We start from the raw sequence: 21,794 nt of genomic DNA on the forward strand, positions 1-21,794 counted from the left end.
TCTCTCCTGCCGACCACGGGATGCCGGCCGGCCGCCGCCGTGGCAACGGCGCCCATGTGACCCGCGGCGCCCACGCCCGGGGCCGACGTGGTGTCAGAGGGGTGCCGTAGGGTGCGCGCAGTCACATCGCCCCTGGAGAGTCCCGTGTCCGTCCGTGCCCGGCTCTGTGCCGTCGTCCCCGCGCTCCTGCCGTCCGCGGAGGCGGACGTCCCCGAACTGCTCGGCCCGCCGGGCCGCCGCCTGCTGGCCCAGCGTGGCGACGACGCGCTCTGGGTCCAGCCGCTGGACGACGCCTTCGCGCCCGCCGGGGACCGGGTGCGGCTGCCCGCTCCCTGGCCGCGCCGGCGCGGGACGTGGGCGGTGGCCCCGGACGCGAGCCTGGCGGTGTTCGCGGGCGTGCACGCGGTGCGGGCGGTGGAGCCGTCGGGGGCGACGCGCTGGGAGGTCCGGCACGGCTGCTGGTACGGCGCCTGCCGCGACCTGCACACGTCGTACGAGGAGTACGGCGACCGCGCCGACCACCGTCACCCGGAGCGCGGCTCGGCCGGGTTCTCCGTGGACGGGGCGTACGTGTGGGCGCACGTACGCGGACCGCTGGCGGCGGGCGAGCTGGGCCCGGACGTCGTCGACGAGTGGCTGCTGCTGGACGCGCGGGACGGACGGGTGCTCGCGCGGGCCGACGCCGAGGCCGCGGCGGCGGGCAGCTTCCATCTGCCGCACCCGGTGGATCCCGGACAGATGGGGCTGAGCATCGGGGAGGGCCAGGACGGGTCGCCGCTGCGCTGGGGCCGCTGGGACGGAACGGAGCTGTCCGTCCGTCACGTCGCGGGCGATCTGACCCTGATGGGCGTGAGCCCTTCGGGCGAGCGGCTGATGACGGTGACCCACGACCAGGACACCCTGGCGGTCCGTGGCACCGGCGGCTCGGTGCCGGAGGGCCCGGAGTGGGACGCCGGGACGGCCGTCCCCCGGCATCCGGAGGCCGAGCCGGACAACGACGAGGCGCTTCCCTACTGGGACTGGGCCGGCGGCTTCCTGGACGAGACGACCCTGATCTGCTCGACCGTCGAGGCCGACGAGGAGTGGGGCCAGGGCCGGCACTGGCTCCTGGACACGGCGGGCGCGCGCACACCGGTGGAGGTCGCCTACCCGGTACCGGTCGGCATCCGGCCGCCCATGGCCGCGCTCGGCGACGGCAGGTGGGTGACGCCGGCCGACTCGGGGGAGGCGTTGTACGTGTGGGAGCGGGGTTAGTCGCGGGGGAAGTCGTCGGTTCTGAGGCTGAGGCGGAGCGGGGTTGTCGTGAGTACCCCGGCCGGAAGGCGCCGGGATCCGGTCGGACCGATCAGGCCACGTACGCCCCGCCGACCCCCCACGCCTCCCGCATCGCCCCCGCGAACGCCTCGGCTATCAGGCGCTCCCCGCGCGCGTTGGGATGCGTGCCGTCGTAGGTGTCGGTGTGGATGTCGTACTCCTCCGGCGGCGAGGCCAGCAGGAGCGGCGAGCGCGGCTCGTCCAGGTCGGCCACCGCCTTGGCGAGCAGCACGTTGAACCGGTCGACCTGCTCGGCGAAGGACGCGTCGGCCGCCGCCCGGATGTTCGGGATGACCGGCAGCAGCACCATCCGGATGCGCGGGTCCGCCTCCCGGGCGCCCGCCACGAAGGCCCGTACGTTCTCCGCCGTCTGCTCGGCGTTCGTGTAGAAGCCGAGGTCGATCAGGCCCAGGGAGACCAGGAGGACGTCGGGGCGGTGGGCGCGCACCGCGTCGCCGATCAGCGGGGCCATGTGCAGCCAGCCCTCGCCCCAGCCCGCGAGGTGGGCGCGCGGGAAGGCGGGGTCGGCGTAGGCGAGGGACGTCGGTGCGTCGGCCTGCTTGTCGTACAGCGTCTCGCGCGGCCCGACGAAGGTGAACGGGCCGCCGTACGCCACGGACAGGTGCTGCCACAACCGGTGACGCCATGTGTGTTCGCCCGCGCTCCCGATCGTCATGGAGTCGCCCACGGGCATGAACCTAAGCATCCGGTCATGATGGACGATCTCCGTGACCCATGGGGCCGGTGATGGCTGTGAGGCGGACCACGTCACCCGGTCCCCGGCGGCCGTGTGCCCTGAACCCCCGGCGGGAATGGCAGGCTTGGGGCATGCGTCGATCGTTCGCCGTCCTCGCCGGGGTGCTGCTCGCCGGCACCTGCGTGCTGCCCGCCTCCGCCGCCGAGGGAACCGCCGACGGGGCGGGCGACCAGGGGTTCACCCTCAAGGACCCGCGGATCACCGAGTCCAGCGGGCTCGCCGCCTCCCGGCTGCACCCCGGCGTCTACTGGACGCACAACGACAGCGACGACGGCCCGTACCTCTACGCCGTGGACAGCGCGACCGGGAAGACCGTCGCCCGGATCACCCTGCGCGGCATCGGCTCCCCGCGTGACGTCGAGGCCATCTCCATCGGGCCGCACAACGAGATCTACGTCGGTGACATCGGCGACAACTTCGGCGGCAGGTGGCCTTACGTGTGGATCTACCGGCTGCCCGAGCCGAAGAAGCTCACGGACCAGACGGTCACGGCCACGCAGTACGTCGTGAAGTACTCCGACGGGCCACGCGACGCCGAGTCGCTGCTCGTCCACCCCAAGACCGGGCGCGTCTACATCATCGACAAGAAGGAGGACGGCGGGCACCTGTACGAGGGCCCGGCCACCCTCTCCACCTCGGGCGCGAACGTCTTCAAGCCCATCGCCGCCGTCGACCTCTGGGCCACCGACGCCGCCTTCTCCCCGGACGGCCGGGACCTCGCCGTACGCGGCTACTTCGGCGGCATCCACTACCGCTGGAACGGCGGCCGCATCAAGCGCGAGGGTCGCCTGGACGTCCCGTTGCAGGGTCAGGGGGAGTCCGTGTCGTACTCCGCCGACGGCACCAAGCTGATGTACGGCAGCGAGGGCGCCGACAGCGCCGTACAAGCCGTCGACGCGCCCGACCGACCCGACGCCGAGTCACCCTCGTCGAAGGGCGATCCAGGCGCTTCGGCGGACAAGAGCGCCGGCGGGAGCCTCAAGATCGGCGCCGTGATCGTCGCGGTCGGCGCGGCGGCCCTGCTAGGCCTGCGGCGGCTGCGGCGCGGCTGACCGGGGCGGGATCGGCCCCCGGACCCGGCAGACCCGCCAGACCCGGTACACCAGCCCCCGTCGGGCACCGCCCCGGCAGCGGCGAAGGGGCGCCCGGTGGTGCCGGGCGCCCCTTCGGTCCACCGTGTCCGGGGACGGTCAGAGCTTTTCGATCACGTAGTCGACGCACTTCGTCAGCGCCTCGACATCCGCCGGGTCGATCGCCGGGAACATCGCGATGCGCAGTTGGTTGCGGCCGAGCTTGCGGTACGGCTCGGTGTCCACGATGCCGTTCGCGCGCAGCACCTTGGCGACGGCGGCGGCGTCGATCTCGTCGGAGAAGTCGATCGTGCCGATGACCTGCGAGCGCTTGGCCGGGTCCGAGACGAACGGGGTGGCGTACTTCGCCTCCTCCGCCCAGGTGTACAGCCGGGTCGAGGAGTCCTTCGTACGGGCCGTGGACCAGGCGAGGCCGCCCTGGCCGTTCAGCCACTCAAGCTGCTCGTTGAGCAGGAAGAGCGTGGCGAGCGCCGGGGTGTTGTACGTCTGGTTCTTGCGGGAGTTGTCGATCGCGGTCGGCAGGCTGAAGAACTCCGGGACGTGGCGCCCGGACGCGTGGATCCGCTCGGCGCGCTCGATCGCGGCCGGGGAGAAGACGCCGATCCACAGGCCGCCGTCGGAGGCGAAGGACTTCTGCGGGGCGAAGTAGTAGACGTCGGTCTCGGCGATGTCGACCGGGAGGCCGCCCGCGCCGGAGGTGGCGTCCACGAGGACGAGCGCGCCCTCGTCGGCGCCGGCCACGCGCTTGATCGGCATGGCGACACCGGTCGAGGTCTCGTTGTGCGTGAAGGCGTAGGCGTCCACGCCCGCCTCGGCCCGCGGCTCCGGGTGGGTGCCGGGGTCGGAGGCGATGACGGTGGGCTCGGCCAGCCAGGGCGCGAGCTTCGCAGCCTTGGCGAACTTCGAGGAGAACTCGCCGAAGTTCAGGTGCTGCGACTTGTTCTCGATCAGGCCGTGCGTGGCGATGTCCCAGAAGGCGGTGGAGCCGCCGTTGCCGAGGACGACCTCGTAGCCCTCGGGGAGGGAGAACAGCTCGGAGATGCCCTCGCGGACCTTGCCGACCAGGTTCTTCACCGGCGCCTGCCGGTGGGAGGTGCCCAGCAGGGAGGTACCGGTGGCGGCGAGGGCGTCCAGCGCCTCGGTGCGCACCTTGGAGGGGCCGGCGCCGAAACGTCCGTCGGCGGGCTTGATGTCTGCGGGAATCTGGATGTCGGCCACGGGACGAGGTTAGCCCGTGGCGGAGAGCGAGGTGGAGACGTGTCCGTTCGATGAGACGAGATCACCGGGACGCGGACTTGTGAGGTTGTACGACGATACGTGCGGGCCTGTGGAAAACGTGGGGTGACTGTGCGTGAGCGGATGCATCCTGGACGCATGACGGATCGAGTGGGTGGTGCGGGGCCGGCCGGGGGAGCCGGGGCTGGGGCCGGGGGCGGATGGGGTGGCGGGCCCGATGGCGCCGGTGCCGCCGAGCTGGCCCGTGAGATGCGCGGGGCCGTGCGGGGCGAGGTCGGTTTCGACGCCACCGCCCGGGCGCTGGTCACCATGGACGCGTCCAACTACCGGCGCGTCCCCCTCGCGGTCGTGGCCCCCAGGGACGCGGACGACGTGGCCGCCGTCCTGGAGGTGTGCCGGGCGCGTGGGGTCCCGGTGGTGGCGCGGGGCGGGGGCACGTCGATCGCCGGGCAGGCGACCGGCACCGGCGTGGTGCTGGACTTCACCCGGCACATGACCGCCCTGCTCGAACTGGACCCGGGCAGCCGCACGGCCGTGGTGCAGCCGGGGCTCGTGCTCGACCGGCTCCAGGAGGCCGCCGCACCGCACGGGCTGCGGTTCGGCCCCGACCCGTCCACACACAGCAGGTGCACGCTCGGCGGGATGATCGGCAACAACGCGTGCGGTTCCCACTCGGTCGCCTGGGGCACGACCGCCGACAACGTGCGGGAGCTGTCCGTGCTCACCGCGCGCGGGCAGCGGCTGCGGCTCGGACCGGGCTGGGCGGGCGCCCCGGACGGGCTGCGGGAGCTGGCCGAGGGCGAACTGGCCCGGCTGCGCACGGGCTTCCCTGACCTGCCCCGCCGCATCTCCGGGTACGCGCTGGACGCGCTGCTGCCGGAGAGGGGCGCGGACGTCGCCCGCTCCTTCTGCGGCTCGGAGGGCACCCTGGGCATCCTCACCGAGGCCGTGGTCGGCCTGGTCGAGGCCCCGCGCGCGCGTGCCCTGGCCGTGCTGGCGTACGCCGACGACAGCGCCGCCGCCGAGGCCGCCGCCGGCCTGCTGCCGCTGCGGCCGCTCACGGTGGAGGGCATGGCCGCCGACCTGGTGCCGGCCGGCGCGGGGCTGCCGGCGGGAGGCGCCTGGCTGTTCGTGGAGACCGGCGGGCGGACGGCGGCGGAGGCACGCGCGCGGGCGGAGGAGATCGTCCGTGCCGCCGACGTCGTGTCCGCGGTGGTCGTCACCGACCGGGCGGACCAGCGGACCCTGTGGCGCATCCGCGAGGACGCGTCCGGCACGGCCACCCGGATGCCGGACGGCACGGAGGCCTGGCCCGGCTGGGAGGACTGCGCGGTGCCACCCGCCCGGCTCGGCGCCTACCTGCGCGACTTCCGCGCGCTGCTCGCCGCCCACGGCCTGCGGGGCACGCCGTACGGCCACTTCGGCGACGGCTGCATCCACGTCCGCGTCGACTTCGACCTGCTCACCGAGGCCGGCGTCGGCCGCTTCCGCCGCTTCTCCGAGGAACTGGCCGACCTGGTGGTGGCCCACGGCGGCTCCCTGTCCGGGGAGCACGGCGACGGACAGGCCCGCGCGGAACTGCTGCCCCGCATGTACGGCGAGGAGACGGTCCGGCTGTTCGAGCGGGCCAAGGCGGTCTGGGACCCCGACGACCTGCTCAACCCCGGCATGCTGGTCCGCCCGGCCCCGCTGGACGCCAACCTGCGCTTCTCCGTCCTGCCGAGCCGCCCGGTCGACGTCGCCTTCGGCTACCCGGCGGACGGGGGCGACTTCGCCGCGGCCGTCCGCCGCTGCGTCGGCGTCGCCAAGTGCCGTACGGCCACGGCGGCCGGCCCCGCCGTGATGTGCCCCTCCTTCCGGGCCACCGGCGAGGAGGAGCATTCCACCCGCGGCCGGGCCCGGCTGCTGCACGAGATGCTCGCGGGCGAGCTGATCACCGACGGCTGGCGGTCCCCGGAGGTCCGGGACGCCCTCGACCTGTGCCTGTCCTGCAAGGGCTGCCGCTCGGACTGCCCGGTCGGCGTCGACATGGCCACCTACAAAGCGGAGTTCCTGCACCACCACTACGCCGGCCGCCGCCGCCCCGCCGCCCACCACACCATGGGCCGGCTCCCGGAATGGCTCCGCTGGACCGCCCGGACACCGGTGGCTCCGCTGGTCAACGCCCTGACCCGGGTGGGCCCGTTGGCCGCCCTCGGCAAACGGCTGGCCGGGATCACCCCGGAACGGCAGATCCCGCGACTGGCGACACAGACGTTCACGGGGTGGTGGCGCAACCGGGCCCCTGCGGGAGCTGCCGGAGGGGTGCCGGGCGGGGGTGAGGGGGGCTTGGCTGCGCCGGGCGCTGAAGGTCTGCCCGCCTCCGGTGTCGGTGATCTGCGCGGGCCGGGCGCGCGGGACCTGCCTGCGCCGGGTGCTGCAGATCCGCCCGCACCGGACGCCGAGGATGCGCCTGCGCCGGGCGCCGAGGATCTGCACGACCCGGGCGCAGGGCACCTGCCAGCCCCCGGTGCCGGCGACTTGCCCGCACCGGGCGCGGGGAACCAGCCCGCATCCGGTGCCGGTGATCTGCCCGAGCCGGGCGCCGGCAAGCTGGTCGTTCTCTGGCCGGACACCTTCACCGAGTACCTGTCGCCGTCCGTCGGCCGGGCCGCCGTGCGGGTGCTGGAGGCCGCCGGGCTGCGCGTGGCCCTGCCGCCGACGCTGCTGCTGCGCCGGGGAGCGATCGCCGACGGCAGAACCAGGGCGGCGACCGCGCTGCTCGCGGCCCGACGGGCCCGGGTCTGCTGCGGACTGACCTACGTCTCCACCGGCCAGCTGGACCGCGCCCGCACGGTCCTGCGCCGCACGCTGGACCTGATGGAACCGGTGCTGCGGGCCGGGGCCCCGGTCGTCGTGCTGGAACCGAGCTGCGCCGCCGCCCTCCGCACCGACCTCCCGGAGCTGCTGCCCGACGACCCGCGCGCCGCCCGGCTGTCCGCCGCCGTCCGCACCTTCGCGGAGACCCTGGAACGGCACGCCCCGCACTGGACCCCGCCCGCCGTCGGCCGCCCGGTCGCCGGCCAGACCCACTGCCACCAGCACGCGGTGCTCGGCGACACCCCGGACCGCCGGCTGCGCGCCGCCGCCGGCCTCACCGGCGAGCTGAGCGGAGGCTGCTGCGGCCTGGCGGGCAACTTCGGCTTCGAGAAGGGTCACTTCGAGGTCTCCCGGGCCTGCGCGGAGGAACAGCTCCTGCCCTCGGTACGGCAGGCCGCGCCGGACACGGTGATCCTGGCGGACGGCTTCTCCTGCCGCACCCAGCTGGAGCAGCTCGCCGGAGTCCGGGGCCGGCACCTGGCGGAGGTACTGGCGGACGCGCTGGATTCCCCGGCGGGGGGTGCCGGATGAACGAGGGCGAGGAGTACACCCGCCTGGCGGTCCTCTCCGACATCCACGGCGTGCTGCCCGCCCTGGAGGCGGTCCTGGCGGAGCCCGAGGTGGCCGCCGCCGACCGGATCGTCCTCACCGGGGACATCACGGCGGGCCCGCAGCCGGCCGAGGTACTGGACCTGCTGCGCGAACAGGGCGACCGGGTGCTGTGGATCGGCGGCAACGCGGACCGGGAACTGGTGGAGTACCGGCGGGGTGAGCGCACGGAGATCCCGGACCCCATCGGCCCGTACGCCGCCCGGGCGCTGCGCCCGGACCAGGTCGACTTCCTGGCCGCCCTTCCGCGCACCCGCACCCTGCGGGTGCGCGGTCTCGGCCCGGTCCTCTTCTGTCACGCCACCCCGCGCGACGACGAGGAACTGGTGCTGGTCGACTCGCGCCCGGCCCGCTGGACGGAGGTCTTCACCGGGCTGCCGCCCGGCATCGGCACGGTCGTCTGCGGCCACACCCACATGCCCTACGTCCGGCTGGCCCACGGCCGACTGGTGGTCAACCCCGGCAGCGTCGGCATGCCCTACGGCCGCCCCGGCGCCCACTGGTGCCTCCTCGGCCCCGGCACCGACCTGCGCGTGACGCCGTACGACATACCGGCGGCGGTGGCCCGGCTCACCCGGGAGTGCGCCTACCCGGACATCGCCGCGTGGGCCGACTACTTCCTGTACGCCCGGGCGACGGACACGGACGTGCTGGAGGCGTGGGGGCCGAAGGACGGGCGGAACGCTTCGTAGGGTGAGGACACCCGCGATCTCCACGGACGCCGACGGCATCGCCACGGACACGGCGGCACCGTCCCGGACACATCGTCACGGACACAGCGGCACCGTCACCGAGACAGCGGCACCGTCCCGGACGCCGGCGTTCTCACCGCCCCAGCACCGGCCTCGCCACAGGGACCGGCCCCGTCCCCGAAGGAGCCCCGCCCATGTCGCTCACCCTCCGTCCCCTCACCCGTGCCGAGCACCTCGCCTTCGTGGCCGAGCGGCCCTCAGTCAGTCATATGCAGGTGCCGTCGTGGGGGGACGTGAAATCCGACTGGCGGGCCGAGAGCCTGGGATGGTTCGAGGCGGACGGGCGGCTCGTGGGGGCCGGGCTGGTGCTGCTGCGGCCGTTGCCCAAGGTGAAGCGGTGTCTGGCCTACCTCCCCGAGGGCCCCGTCATCGACTGGGACGCGCCCGGCCTGGAGCGCTGGCTGGAGCCGATGCTGGCCCACCTCAAGGCCCGCGGCGCCTTCTCGGTGAAGATGGGGCCGCCCGTGGTGGCCCGGCGGTGGAGCCCGGAGGCGGTCAAGGCCGCGATCGCCGACCCCGGCACGCACCGGCTGCGCGACGCACCGGCGACATCCTGCGGGCCTGGCCTCGACCTCGCCGAGCGGCTGCGCCGCATGGGCTGGCAGCGGACCGAGCCCGGCGGGGAGGAGGGGTTCGCCGCCGGACAACCCCGGTACGTGTGCCAGGTCCCGTTCGCGGACCGGTCCCTGGAGGACATCCACCGCGGGCTCAACCAGCAGTGGCGGCGCAACATCAAGAAGGCCGAGAAGGCGGGGGTGAAGATCGTCCGGGGCGGCCCGGAGGACCTGCCGGTCTTCCACGGCCTCTACAGCGAGACCGCCGAACGGGACCGTTTCATCCCGCGCCCGCTGTCGTACTTCCAGCGCATGTGGACCGCGCTCACCGCGGAGCACCCCGACCGGATGCGGCTCTACCTCGCCCACCACGACGGGGACGTCCTCGCCGCGGCCACCATGCTGATCGTCGGCCGCCACGTCTGGTACTCCTACGGCGCCTCCACCAGCCGCAAGCGCGAGGTGCAGCCCAACAACGCCATGCAGTGGCGGATGATGTGCGACGCCCATGAACTCGGAGCGCACGTCTACGACTTCCGGGGCATCACCGACACCCTGGAGGAGTCGGACCACCTGCTCGGGCTGCTCCGCTTCAAGGTGGGCGCGGGCGGTGAGGCCGTGGAGTACGTGGGGGAGTGGGACTTCCCGCTGAACCGGCTGCTGCACAAGGCGTTTCACATCTACATGGCCCGCCGCTGAGGTCGCTCTCAGGTTCTCCGCCGAACTCCCAGCTTTACCCAGGGGATTCACAGCGCCCCTTTGCCATTTTTGCCGTTCGGTGGCCGGAGAAGCGTGTAACTTCTTCGATGTCGGGTTCCGGACGCGGAATTCAGAACCACAAGAACAGTGCGACATTAGGAGTCGGAATGAGCTTCAAGAAGCTTGCCCCGCTGCCCCCCAAGCCCAAGACGAAGCAGCTCCCGCCGCCGCAGCCGAAGCCCAAGAAGCACGCGCACAAGCCGTTGCCCAAGCCGCTGGCCGGCCGGGACCAGTGATCGGGCGCTGAACCGGAAGGGGTCGACGGTGCACCGTCGGCCCCTTTTCCTCTTCCTGTCGGGAAGGTGATTCGGAAAGGATTCCTGATGGCTGACGAGGGTGAAGAATTCGAGTGCGAAACACCCACGATTCCCGCCCGTGCCGCGTTCCGCCGTTTCTGGCCGCTGACAAAGGGGCTCAGGAAATGGCTGCTGGCCGTCTGGCTGTGCACCGTGCTCGCCGCGCTCGCGGAGACCGAGGCCATCCTGCTGTTCGGTGATCTCACCGACCACGCCCTCCAGCAGGGCTCGCTCGCCGCGTTCTGGAGCCCGGCCGTGAAGTGGCTGGGGGTCGCGGTGGCCGGCGCGCTCGTCGCGTACGCGGGCAACTCGCTGGCCGCGTGGGCCACCGAGCGCTTCGTGATGCGGCTGCGCGAGCACGTCTTCGACCACGTCCAGCAGCTGCCCCCGCACTTCTTCCAGCGGCACCGCCAGGGCGATCTGCTCTCCCGGCTGACCAGCGACGTCGAGGCGATCGAGACGATGGTCGTGTCCGGCCTGGTCGGCGCCGCCTCGGCGGCCTTCTCCGCCCTCTTCTACGCCGTCGCCGCGTTCTGGCTGCGCTGGGACCTGGCCGCCGCCACCTTCGTCCTCGCCCCCCTGTTCTGGCTGGCCGCCCGCCGTTTCTCCGGTTCCATCAAGGACGTCTCCCGCGCGGGCCGGGTCGCCGACGGCGCGATCACCTCCGTGGTGGAGGAGTCCCTCGGCAACATCGTGCTCACCCAGGCGTACGACCGCCGGGACGCCGAGCGGCGGCGGCTGCGCGAGGAGGCGAACGCCTGGTTCCGCGCCTCCGTCCGCTCCACCCGCCTCAACGAGGCGTACGAGCAGCTGGTCCAGGTCATCGAGACGGTCTGTGTGCTCGCCGTGATCGGCATCGGCGCCTGGGAGATATCCACCGGCCGGATGACCCTCGGCCAACTGCTGGCCTTCGCCGCCTTCCTCGGTTACCTCTACCCGCCCGTCCGCGGCCTCGCCCAGCTCGGCCTGACGGTCACCGCGGCCACCGCCGGCGCCGAACGCCTCATCGAGATCCTCGACGTGCGCCCCTCGGTCGCGGACCCCCGGCGGGGCGCGGAGGCGGGCCGCCCGGACGGCACGGTCGAGGTGCGGGACGTCTCCTTCCGCTACCCCGGCGCCGACCGGACCGCCCTCGAAGGGCTCTCCTTCGCCGTCAGCCCCGGCGAGCTGGTGATCATCACCGGTCCGAGCGGCGCGGGCAAGTCCACGGTGTCCAAGCTGCTGCTGCGCTTCTACGACCCGGACCGCGGGGACGTCCTCCTGGACGGCCTACCCGTGCGGGATTTCCCGCTGGCCCGGCTGCGTGAGTACGTCACCCTGCTTCCGCAGGAGACCCTGGTGCTGCACGACACGGTGCGCGCGAACATCGCCTGCGGCCGGCCCGGCGCCAGCGACCAGGCGATCGAGGAGGCGGCGAAGGCGGCCGACGCCCACGACTTCATCCTGGGGCTGCCCGACGGCTACGACACCCGGGTCGACCCCCACTCGGCCCGGCTCTCCGGCGGCCAGCTCCAGCGCCTGGCCATCGCCCGCGCCATCCTGCGCGACGCGCCCGTCCTGGTCCTGGACGAACCGACCACCGGCCTGGACGCGTTGGCCGCCCGCCGCGTCGTCAAACCCCTCCGGCGCCTGATGGCCGGCCGGACGACGATCATGATCACGCACGACCTGAACCTCGCCCCCGACGCCGACCGCGTCCTCGTGGTGGACCGGGGCCGCATCGTGGAGACCGGCCGCCACGACGAACTCCTCGCCCGGGGCGGCGCCTACGCCCGGCTGCACCGCTCGCAGAACAACGCGGTGCTGGACACGGGAGAGCTGCGCATGCCGCTGTGGGAGGAGCGGCGGACACCGGCGCCGGTGTACACGCACGAGTACGGACAGGGCAACGGGAACGGGCACGCGTACGAGTACGGACAGGGCAATGGGAACGGGTCCACGTACGGGCACGGGAACGGGTACGCGTACGGGCGTGAGGCGTACGCCCCGGCTTCCCCGGACGGCCGACCGTGGTTCCGTGACGAGGAGGCGTGGCCGGGTGGCTGATCCCAGCATCCGGGACAGTTCCGTCAAGGGTTCACGCACCTGTCGTAGTCCATTACCCTGGACCTGGTAGTACACCGAGATGCACGAACCCGATCAAGCCCAGGACCGCTCGTGACCGCCCCACTCAGCACCACCACGCCGACCCCGACGACCTCGGGTGACGGCAGGCGCCCCTCCGCCCCGCGCGGCCCGCTCCGCTCACTCGGCTCACTCGGACCCGTCGGGCTGGTGCTGGCCGGTGGCGTCTCGGTGCAGTTCGGCGGCGCGCTGGCGGTCACGCTGATGCCGAGGGCCGGCGCCCTGGGCGTCGTCGCCCTGCGCCTGCTCGCGGCGGCCGTCGTCCTCCTGCTGGTCTGCCGGCCCCGGCTGCGCGGGCACTCCCGGGCCGACTGGGGCACGGTGATCGTCTTCGGTGTCACCATGGGCGCGATGAACGGCCTCTTCTACGAAGCGGTCGCCCGCATCCCGCTGGGCCCGGCGGTCACCCTCGAAGTCCTCGGCCCCCTGGCCCTGTCCGTCGTGGCCTCCCGCCGCGCGATCAACGCCCTCTGGGCCGGCCTGGCCCTCGCCGGTGTCTTCCTGCTCGGCGGCGGAGGCTTCGGCAATCTGGACCCCACAGGTGTCGGCTTCGCCCTGGGCGCGGGCACCATGTGGGCGGCCTACATTGTCTTCAGCGCCCGTACGGGCCGCCGCTTCCCGCAGGCGGACGGCCTGGCGCTGGCCATGGCGGTCGCGGCCCTCCTCTTCCTTCCGCTGGGCATCGCCGGGGCCGGCAGCCGGCTCCTGAACCCCACCACCGTCGCCCTCGGCTCGGCGGTGGCCCTGCTCTCCTCGGTCCTGCCCTACACCCTCGAACTGCTGGCTCTGCGCCGGCTGCCGGCGCCCACCTTCGCCATCCTCATGAGCCTGGAACCGGCCATCGCGGCCACGGCCGGCTTCCTGATCCTCGGCCAGTCCCTCACCCCCACCGAGGCCGCCGCGATCACCCTGGTCATAGCGGCGACGATCGGCGCGGTACGCACCCAGACAGCCCGGACGAAGCCCGCCCTCCGGGCACCGGAGGCCTGACGCCCGGCGCCACGGGACCCGCTCCCCGCTTCCGCCCCCCGCTCACCCTGCGCATCCCGCCCCTCTCCCGCACACTCCTGAGTGTGGCCTGAAGGGGCGAAGACGGACGGAAGGCGGACCTCGTGACCGACGCTCGTGACAGCCAGCCCGGCCCGCTGAGGGTCACCGCCCGGGGGCGGGCCGTCCTCGGCGATCCCCGGATCAACCGCGGTACCGCCTTCACCGAGGAGGAGCGCCGCGCCCTCGACCTCGTCGGTCTGGTCCCACCCCGCGTGCTCACCCAGGACGAGCAGGCCGAACGCGCCTACGGCCAGTTCCGGGACCAGGCGGGCGACCTGGCCAGGAGCGTCTATCTGACCGCGCTGCACGACCGCAACGAGGTGCTGTTCTACCGGCTCGTCGGCGACCACCTCGAAGAGATGCTGCCCATCGTCTACACCCCCACCGTGGGCACGGCGATCCGCCGCTACAGCACGGAGTACCGACGCCCGCGCGGCGTCTACCTCTCCGTGGACGCCCCCGGCGACATCGAACGCTCCCTGCGCGCGCACGGCCTCGGCGCCGACGACGTGGACCTGATCGTGGCCACCGACGGCGAGGGCATCCTCGGCATCGGCGACTGGGGCGTCGGCGGCATCGACATCGCCGTCGGCAAGCTCGCCGTCTACACGGCCGCCGCCGGCATCGACCCGCGTCGCACCCTGCCCGTCATGCTCGACGTCGGCACCAACCGCCAGGAACTCCTCGACAACCCCCTCTACCTCGGCAACCGCCACCCGCGAGCCGACCGCGACACCTACGACGCCTTCATCGACGCCTACGTCACCACCGCGACCCGGCTCTTCCCGCACGCCCTGCTGCACTGGGAGGACTTCGGCACCGCCAACGCCCGCCGCATCCTCGACCGCTACCGCGACCGGGTCTGCACCTTCAACGACGACATCCAGGGCACCGGCGCCGTCAACCTCGCCGCCGTCCTGTCCGGCGTCCGGGCCACCGGCACCCCCCTGCCCGAGCACCGGATCATCGTCTTCGGCGCCGGGACCGCCGGCATCGGCGTCGCCGACCAGTTGCGCGACGCCCTGATCGCCGAGGGCCTGTCCGCCGAGCAGGCCACCGCCCGCTTCTGGTGCGTGGACCGGTACGGCCTGCTCACCACCGACCAGGGCGACCAGCTCCGGGACGTCCAGAAGCCGTACGCCCGCCCCGCCGACGAGGTCGACGGATGGCGCCGGGACGAGAGCCTGCCCGGCATCCCGCTGGACGAGGTGGTCCGCCGGGTCCGCCCGACCATCCTGATCGGCACCTCCGGCCAGGGCGGCTCCTTCACACGGGAACTCGTCCGCGAGATGGCCCGGCACACCGAGCGCCCGATCATCCTGCCCATGTCCAATCCGACCGACCTCGCCGAGGCCACCCCCGCCGACCTGCTCGACTGGACCGACGGCAAGGCCCTGGTGGCCACCGGCAGCCCCTTCGCCCCGGTCGAGCGGGACGGTACGACGTACGAGATCGGCCAGGCCAACAACGCGCTGGTCTTCCCCGGCCTCGGCCTCGGTGTGATCGTCGCCCGCGCCTCCCGCATCACCGACCGCATGCTCCGCGCGGCGGCCGACGCGGTGGCCCGCCGGACCGGTGACACCGAGGTCGCCCGCGCCGACGTGCCGGTCCTGCCGCCGATCCGCGACCTGCGCGCCACCTCGGAGGCGGTCGCCGTGGCCGTGGCCCGAGCGGCGGTGGAGGAGGGCGTCGCCCGGGCCGGCCTGGACGACGTCGAGGAGGCGGTACGGGCGGCCCGGTGGGAGCCGGTCTACCCGCCGGTGGAAGCGGTGTGACCTCCGGTCGGGGCGGGAGAGCCCAGCGGTGTGACCGACGGTCGGGGTGGGGGAGAGCGCGCGGTGGTGTGACCGACGGTTGGGGTGGAGCGGGTTGCGGTGTGACCTCCGGTCCGGGCGGGGGAGAGCGTGGTGGTGTGACCGATGGTCGGGGTGGAGCGGGTTGCGGTGTGACCTCCGGTCCGGGCGGGGGAGAGCGTGGTGGTGTGACCGACGGTCGGGTGGAGCGGGCTGCGGTGTGACCCCCGGTCCCGGCGAGGCACGCGGTGCTGTGGCCTGCGGTCGGGGCGGAGCGTGTGGTCCTGTGGCCTGCGGTCGGGTGGGGCGGGCTGCGGTGTGACCTCCGGTCCGGGCGGGCTGGAGCGCGTGGCCGTGTGACCTCCGGTCCGGGCGGAGCGAGGCAGCGGTGTGACCTCCGGTCCCGGCGGAGCGAGGCAGCGGTGTGACCTCCGGTCCGGGCGGAGCGAGGCAGCGGTGTGACCTCCGGTCCGGGCGGAGCGAGGCAGCGGTGTGACCTCCGGTCCGGGCGGAGCGAGGCAGCGGTGTGACCTCCGGTCCGGGCGGGGCGAGCCGGTCCGGCCGGGCCGTCCTCCTCCGCGCACCGGCCTCCTGTCGCCTCGTCAATTCATGCAAGCACGCTTGATTGTTTCTGTGTCCGCTGCCATGCTCCCCCCATGGCCGACCCGACGCCCGTCATCGACGACCTGCGTGCCGAAAGCGATGAACTCGACCAGCTCGTGGCCGGGTTGAGCCCGGCCCGGTGGGCCCTGCCCACCCCGGCACCCGGCTGGACCGTCGCCCACCAGATCGCGCACCTCGCCTGGACCGACCGCTCGGCCCTGCTGGCCGTCACCGACGCCGACGCCTTCCGGGCGCTGGTGGAGAAGGCGCTCGCCGCACCCGGGTCGTTCGTGGACGAGGGAGCGGAGGAGGGCGCCGTACTTCCGCCCGCCGAACTGCTGGCGGCCTGGCGCGGCGGGCGCGGCGCCCTGGACCGGGCCCTGCGCGACGCACCGGCCGGTACCCGTTTCCCCTGGTACGGCCCGCCCATGTCCGCCGCCTCCATGGCCACGGCCCGCCTTATGGAGACCTGGGCCCACGGGCTGGACATCGCCGACGCCCTCGGTGTGGTGCGCCCACCCACCGACCGGCTCCGGCATGTTGCCCGGCTCGGGGTGCGGACCCGTGACTTCGCCTTCGGAGTGCACGGACTGACCCCGCCGGCCGAGGAGTTCCGGGTGGAGCTGACCGCGCCCTCCGGCCAGGTGTGGGCGTACGGCGACGAGCGCGCCGCCCAGCGCGTCACCGGCCCCGCCCTCGACTTCTGCCTCCTGGTCACCCAGCGCGCCCACCGGGGCGACCTCGCGCTGACGGCCACCGGCCCGGACGCCGACCGCTGGCTCGACATCGCCCAGGCCTTCGCGGGCCCGCCCGGCACCGGCCGCCCGCCGAAGGGGACCGGCCGGTGAACCCGCTGCGCATCGGCAACTTCTCCGGCTTCTACGGCGACCGCGCGGACGCCCTGCGCGAGATGCTCACCGGCGGCGAGGTCGACGTCCTCACCGGTGACTACCTGGCCGAACTCACCATGCTCATCCTCGGCCGCGACCGGCTGAAGGACCCGGCCGCCGGGTACGCCCGCACCTTCCTGCGCCAGTTGGAGGACTGCCTGGGCCTCGCCCGCGAACGCGGCGTGCGGATCGTCACCAACGCGGGCGGCCTCAACCCGGCCGGACTCGCCGACGGGATACGGCGGTTGGCGGACCGGCTCGGCATCCCGGCGCGGGTCGCGCACGTCGCCGGCGACGACCTGACCGCCGCCCACCCGGGCGCCCTCGCCGCGCACGCCTATCTCGGCGGCTTCGGCATCGCCGCGTGCCTGCGGGCCGGCGCCGACGTGGTGGTCACCGGCCGGGTGACCGACGCGGCACTCGTCACCGGCCCCGCCGCCGCGCACTTCGGCTGGGGACCGGCCGACCACGACCCCCTCGCCGGTGCCGTCGTCGCCGGGCACGTGCTGGAGTGCGGGACCCAGGCCACGGGCGGGAACTACGCGTTCTTCGGCGAGGGGGACGTACGGCGTCCCGGCTTCCCGCTCGCCGAGATCCACGCCGACGGCACCAGCGTGATCACCAAACACCCGGGCACCGGCGGCTTCGTGGACGTGGGCACGGTCACCGCGCAACTGCTGTACGAGACCGGCGGCGCCCGGTACGCCGGGCCCGATGTCACCGCCCGGCTGGACACCGTACGGCTGAGCCAGGACGGGCCGGACCGGGTACGGATCGAGGGGGTGCGCGGGGAGGCGCCGCCGCCCACGCTCAAGGTCGGAGTCAACCGGCTCGGCGGCTTCCGCAACGAGGTCGTCTTCGTCCTCACCGGACTCGACATCGAGGCCAAGGCGGCCCTGGTGCGCGAGCAGCTCGCCGACGCGCTCGCCAAGTCTCCGCCGCAGCAGGTGCGCTGGGAACTGGTGCGGACCGACCGGGCCGACGCGGACACCGAGGAGACGGCCAGCGCGCTGCTGCGGCTCGTCGTACGGGACCCGGACCAGCGGGTCGTGGGGCGGGCGCTGAGCGGGGCCGCCGTGGAGCTGGCCCTCGCCAGCTACCCGGGCTTCCATGTGCTGTCGCCACCCGGCAATGGCGCCCCCTACGGGGTCTTCGACGATGTGTACGTGCCCCATGGGGACGTGGACCATATGGCCGTCCTCCACGACGGACGCCGTGTCCCCGTGCCGCCGGCCCAGGACACACGGCCCCTGGAGGCCGTACCGCCCCCGCACCTCCCGGAACCCCTCCCGCCCGGGCCGACCCGTCGAGCGCCCCTCGGGCTGGTCGCGGGGGCGCGCAGCGGGGACAAGGGCGGGAACGCCAACGTGGGGGTGTGGGCGCGGTCGGACGAGGCCTGGCGGTGGCTCGCCCACACACTGACCACCGACGCCTTCCGGCACCTGCTGCCCGAGACCCGCGACCTGCCCGTCACCCGGCACGTGCTCCCGAACCTGCGCGCGCTCAACTTCGTCGTCGAGGGCGTCCTCGGCGCCGGCGTCGCCGCGCAGGCCCGCTTCGACCCGCAGGCCAAGGCCCTCGGCGAATGGCTGCGCTCCCGCCACCTGGACATCCCGGAGACTCTGCTGTGACGGTTCTGCGGACCGCTCTCGACCCCACCGCCCCCGACCACCAGGCCCACCGCGAGGCCATGCTCGCCAAGCTCGCCGAGCTGGAGGCCGAGCACGCCAAGGCGCTCGCGGGCGGCGGCGAGAAGTACGTGCAGCGGCATCGCAAGCGCGGCAAGCTGCTGCCCCGCGAGCGCATCGAGCTGCTGCTGGACCCCGACACCCCGTTCCTGGAACTGTCCCCGCTGGCCGCCTGGGGCAGCGACTACCCCGTCGGCGCCTCCCTCGTCACCGGCATCGGCGTGGTCGAGGGCGTGGAGTGCCTGATCACCGCCAACGACCCGACCGTGCGCGGCGGCGCCAGCAACCCGTGGAGCCTGAAGAAGGCCCTCCGCGCGAACGACATCGCGCTCGCCAACCGGCTGCCCTGCATCAGCCTGGTGGAGTCGGGAGGTGCCGATCTGCCCTCGCAGAAGGAGATCTTCATCCCCGGCGGCGCCATCTTCCGCGACCTCACCCGGCTCTCCGCCGCCGGCATCCCGACCATCGCCGTCGTCTTCGGCAACTCCACCGCAGGTGGCGCCTACATCCCCGGCATGTCCGACCACGTGATCATGGTCAAGGAGCGCGCGAAGGTGTTCCTCGGCGGGCCGCCGCTGGTGAAGATGGCGACCGGCGAGGAGAGCGACGACGAGTCGCTGGGCGGCGCCGAGATGCACGCGCGCGTGTCCGGCCTCGCCGACCACTTCGCCCTGGACGAGCCGGACGCGCTGCGCCAGGCCCGCCGGGTCGTGGCCCGCCTCAACCACCGCAAGGCCCACCCGGACCCCGGCCCGGCCGAGCCGCCCAGATACGACCCGGAGGAGCTGCTCGGCATCGTCCCCGGCGACCTGAAGATCCCGTTCGACCCGCGCGAGGTCATCGCCCGGATCGTGGACGGCTCCGACTTCGACGAGTTCAAGCCGCTGTACGGCACCAGCCTGGTCACCGGCTGGGCGGCCCTGCACGGCTACCCCGTCGGCATCCTGGCCAACGCCCGGGGCGTCCTCTTCAGCGCCGAGTCGCAGAAGGCCGCCCAGTTCATCCAGCTCGCCAACCAGCGCGACATCCCGCTGCTGTTCCTGCACAACACCACCGGCTACATGGTCGGCAAGGAGTACGAGCAGGGCGGGATCATCAAGCACGGCGCGATGATGATCAACGCGGTCAGCAACAGCAGGGTCCCGCACCTGTCGGTCCTCATGGGCGCGTCGTACGGCGCCGGGCACTACGGCATGTGCGGCCGGGCCTACGACCCCCGCTTCCTGTTCGCCTGGCCCAGTGCCAAGTCCGCCGTCATGGGCCCACAGCAGCTCGCCGGCGTGCTGTCGATCGTCGCCCGGCAGTCGGCGGCGGCCAAGGGACAGCCGTACGACGAGGACGCGGACGCGGCCCTGCGCGCCATGGTGGAGCAGCAGATCGAGTCGGAGTCGCTGCCCATGTTCCTGTCCGGTCGGCTGTACGACGACGGCGTCATCGACCCGCGCGACACCCGCACCGTCCTCGGCCTGTGCCTCTCCGCCCTGCACACCGCGCCCTACGAGGGCGCGCGCGGCGGCTTCGGCGTCTTCCGGATGTGAGGGATCCCGTGATTTCCAGTGTGCTCGTCGCCAACCGGGGCGAGATCGCCTGCCGTGTCTTCCGCACCTGCCGCGCGTCGGGAATCCGCACGGTCGCGGTGCACTCCGACGCCGACGAGAACGCGCTCCACACGCGCGTGGCCGACACGGCGGTACGGCTGCCGGGCGCGGCGCCCGCCGAGACGTACCTGCGCGGCGACCTGATCGTGAAGGCGGCCCTGGCGTCCGGCGCCGACGCCGTGCACCCCGGCTACGGCTTCCTCTCCGAGAACCCCGGCTTCGCCCGCGCCGTCCTCGACGCCGGCCTGGTCTGGATCGGCCCGCCCCCGGAAGCCATCGAGGCCATGGCGTCCAAGACCCGTGCCAAGCGGCTCATGGGCCTCGCCCCGCTCGACCCGGCCGCCGTCACCGACGCCGACCTGCCCGTCCTGGTGAAGGCCGCCGCGGGCGGCGGGGGGCGCGGGATGCGGATCGTGCGCCGCCTGGACGAGCTGGAGGCCGCGCTGGAGGGCGCGCGCGCCGAGGCCGCGAGCGCCTTCGGTGACGGTGAGGTCTTCGTGGAGCCGTACCTCGAACACGGCCGCCATGTGGAGGTGCAGGTCCTCGCCGACACCCACGGCACGGTCTGGCCGCTCGGCACCCGCGACTGCTCCCTCCAGCGCCGCCACCAGAAGGTCGTCGAGGAGGCCCCGGCGCCCGGACTCACCCCGGCGCTCACGGAGGAGCTGCGCACGCTGGCCGTACGCGCCGCGCGCGCCGTCTCCTACGTCGGCGCGGGCACCGTCGAGTTCCTGGTCGCCGACGGCCGCGCCCACTTCCTGGAGATGAACACCCGCCTCCAGGTGGAACACCCCGTCACCGAGGCGGTCTTCGGGCTGGACCTGGTCGCGGAGCAGATCCGGATCGCCGAGGGCCACGCCCTCGCGGGCGAGCCCCCGCGCGCGCGTGGCCACGCCGTCGAGGCCCGCCTCTACGCCGAGGACCCCGCCCGCGACTGGGCCCCCCAGACCGGCACCCTGCACCGCCTCGCCGTACCGGACGGCGTCCGCCTGGACACCGGCTACACCGACGGCGACACCATCGGCGTCCACTACGACCCGATGCTCGCCAAGGTCGTCGCCCACGCCCCCACGCGCGCGGAGGCGGTCCGCCGGCTCGCGGGCGCGCTGGAGTGCGCCACGGTCCACGGCCCGGTCACCAACCGCGACCTGCTCGTACGCTCCCTGCGCCACCCGGAGTTCACGAGCGGACGCATGGACACCGGCTTCTACGACCGCCACCTCGCCGCCCTGACCGAACCCACTCCCGACCCCCACGCCCCCTTGGCCGCGGCCCTCGCCGACGCCCACGGCCGCTCGCGCTTCGGCGGCTGGCGCAACGTCCCCTCCCAGCCGCAGGTGAAGCGGTACGAGATGGACGGGGAGGAGCACGAGGTCCGGTACCGGCACACGAGGGAGGGCCTCGCCGCCGACGGGGTCCGGGTCGTGCACGCCGACGCGGGCCTGGTGGTCCTCGAAGTGGACGGCGTACGGCGGAAGTTCGAGGTGTCCCGGTACGGCGACCAGGTCCACGTCAACGCCACCCGCCTCACCGCCCTGCCCCGCTTCCCCGACCCGACGGCCCAGCTCGCGCCGGGGTCCCTGGTGGCCCCGATGCCGGGCACGGTGGTCAGGATCGCCGACGGTCTGACCGAAGGGGCAACGGTTCAGGCGGGCCAGGGCCTCATCTGGTTGGAGGCGATGAAGATGCAGCACCAGATCTCGGCCCCGGCGGCGGGAACGCTCAGCACGCTGAACGCCGAGCCCGGGCAGCAGGTGGAGCCCGGCACGGTGCTGGCGGTGGTGCAGCCGACCTGAGGGGCGCGGGGAACCGCGCGACCAG

Annotated in this window: 15 protein-coding genes; 13 read left to right on the plus strand and 2 right to left on the minus strand. The window is 73.7% G+C overall.

What is annotated here, in order from left to right:
- Positions 1-144: 144 nt before the first annotated feature.
- Positions 145-1,254 carry a hypothetical protein gene (locus tag C3492_RS01020; RefSeq protein WP_103809789.1) on the plus strand — a complete coding sequence of 370 codons (1,110 nt, stop codon included), beginning with the start codon at positions 145-147 and terminating at the stop codon, positions 1,252-1,254.
- A gap of 91 nt (positions 1,255-1,345) precedes the next feature.
- Here the strand turns inward: C3492_RS01020 and C3492_RS01025 are convergent, their stop codons facing one another.
- Positions 1,346-2,020 (minus strand): GDSL-type esterase/lipase family protein, encoded by a 675-nt coding sequence (locus C3492_RS01025; protein WP_103809790.1) that lies wholly within the window; start codon positions 2,018-2,020, stop codon positions 1,346-1,348.
- A 122-nt stretch (positions 2,021-2,142) separates the two neighbouring features.
- Between C3492_RS01025 and C3492_RS01030 the strand changes: the two genes are divergently transcribed.
- Positions 2,143-3,123 (plus strand): hypothetical protein, encoded by a 981-nt coding sequence (locus C3492_RS01030; RefSeq protein ID WP_103809791.1) that lies wholly within the window; start codon positions 2,143-2,145, stop codon positions 3,121-3,123.
- Between the two features lie 138 nt (positions 3,124-3,261).
- Here C3492_RS01030 and serC read toward each other — a convergent pair whose 3' ends face one another.
- Positions 3,262-4,380 (minus strand): phosphoserine transaminase, encoded by a 1,119-nt coding sequence (serC, locus tag C3492_RS01035; protein WP_103809792.1) that lies wholly within the window; start codon positions 4,378-4,380, stop codon positions 3,262-3,264.
- Positions 4,381-4,647: 267 nt separating this feature from the next.
- Here serC and C3492_RS01040 point away from each other — a divergent pair, with 267 nt between their 5' ends.
- The 11 genes from C3492_RS01040 (at position 4,648) to C3492_RS01085 (ending at position 21,769) form a co-directional block, all read left to right on the plus strand.
- Positions 4,648-7,788, plus strand: a complete 3,141-nt coding sequence (locus C3492_RS01040) for an FAD-binding and (Fe-S)-binding domain-containing protein (protein WP_103809793.1) — start codon at positions 4,648-4,650, stop codon at positions 7,786-7,788.
- Positions 7,785-8,558, plus strand: coding sequence for a metallophosphoesterase (locus C3492_RS01045; RefSeq protein ID WP_103809794.1), 774 nt, complete (start codon positions 7,785-7,787; stop codon positions 8,556-8,558). Before C3492_RS01040 ends, C3492_RS01045 begins: the two co-directional genes overlap by 4 nt.
- A 194-nt stretch (positions 8,559-8,752) precedes the next feature.
- Positions 8,753-9,871, plus strand: coding sequence for a peptidoglycan bridge formation glycyltransferase FemA/FemB family protein (locus C3492_RS01050; RefSeq protein WP_103809795.1), 1,119 nt, complete (start codon positions 8,753-8,755; stop codon positions 9,869-9,871).
- Positions 9,872-10,038: 167 nt separating this feature from the next.
- Entirely contained in the window at positions 10,039-10,167 is a 129-nt protein-coding gene (locus C3492_RS45295) for a hypothetical protein (RefSeq protein WP_258055420.1), read from the plus strand.
- A gap of 87 nt (positions 10,168-10,254) precedes the next feature.
- Positions 10,255-12,273: an ABC transporter ATP-binding protein gene (locus C3492_RS01055; RefSeq protein ID WP_103809796.1), complete on the plus strand. Its 2,019-nt coding sequence runs from the start codon at positions 10,255-10,257 to the stop codon at positions 12,271-12,273.
- A gap of 111 nt (positions 12,274-12,384) precedes the next feature.
- The gene (locus C3492_RS01060; RefSeq protein WP_103809797.1) at positions 12,385-13,341 is read left to right on the plus strand and encodes a DMT family transporter; all 957 of its coding nucleotides are present in this window, start codon (positions 12,385-12,387) and stop codon (positions 13,339-13,341) included.
- Between the two features lie 122 nt (positions 13,342-13,463).
- The gene (locus C3492_RS01065) at positions 13,464-15,176 is read left to right on the plus strand and encodes an NAD-dependent malic enzyme (protein WP_103809798.1); all 1,713 of its coding nucleotides are present in this window, start codon (positions 13,464-13,466) and stop codon (positions 15,174-15,176) included.
- Positions 15,177-15,850: 674 nt separating this feature from the next.
- Positions 15,851-16,645, plus strand: coding sequence for a TIGR03084 family metal-binding protein (locus tag C3492_RS01070; RefSeq protein WP_103809799.1), 795 nt, complete (start codon positions 15,851-15,853; stop codon positions 16,643-16,645).
- Entirely contained in the window at positions 16,642-18,318 is a 1,677-nt protein-coding gene (locus C3492_RS01075; protein ID WP_103809800.1) for an acyclic terpene utilization AtuA family protein, read from the plus strand. Before C3492_RS01070 ends, C3492_RS01075 begins: the two co-directional genes overlap by 4 nt.
- Positions 18,315-19,913, plus strand: a complete 1,599-nt coding sequence (locus tag C3492_RS01080) for an acyl-CoA carboxylase subunit beta (protein ID WP_103809801.1) — start codon at positions 18,315-18,317, stop codon at positions 19,911-19,913. The genes C3492_RS01075 and C3492_RS01080 overlap by 4 nt, the downstream gene beginning before the upstream one ends.
- 8 nt (positions 19,914-19,921) lie before the next feature.
- Positions 19,922-21,769: a biotin carboxylase N-terminal domain-containing protein gene (locus C3492_RS01085; protein ID WP_103809802.1), complete on the plus strand. Its 1,848-nt coding sequence runs from the start codon at positions 19,922-19,924 to the stop codon at positions 21,767-21,769.
- The last annotated feature ends 25 nt before the right edge of the window (positions 21,770-21,794 follow it).

The organism is Streptomyces sp. Ru62 (assembly GCF_002920615.1).
GTDB lineage: Bacteria > Actinomycetota > Actinomycetes > Streptomycetales > Streptomycetaceae > Streptomyces.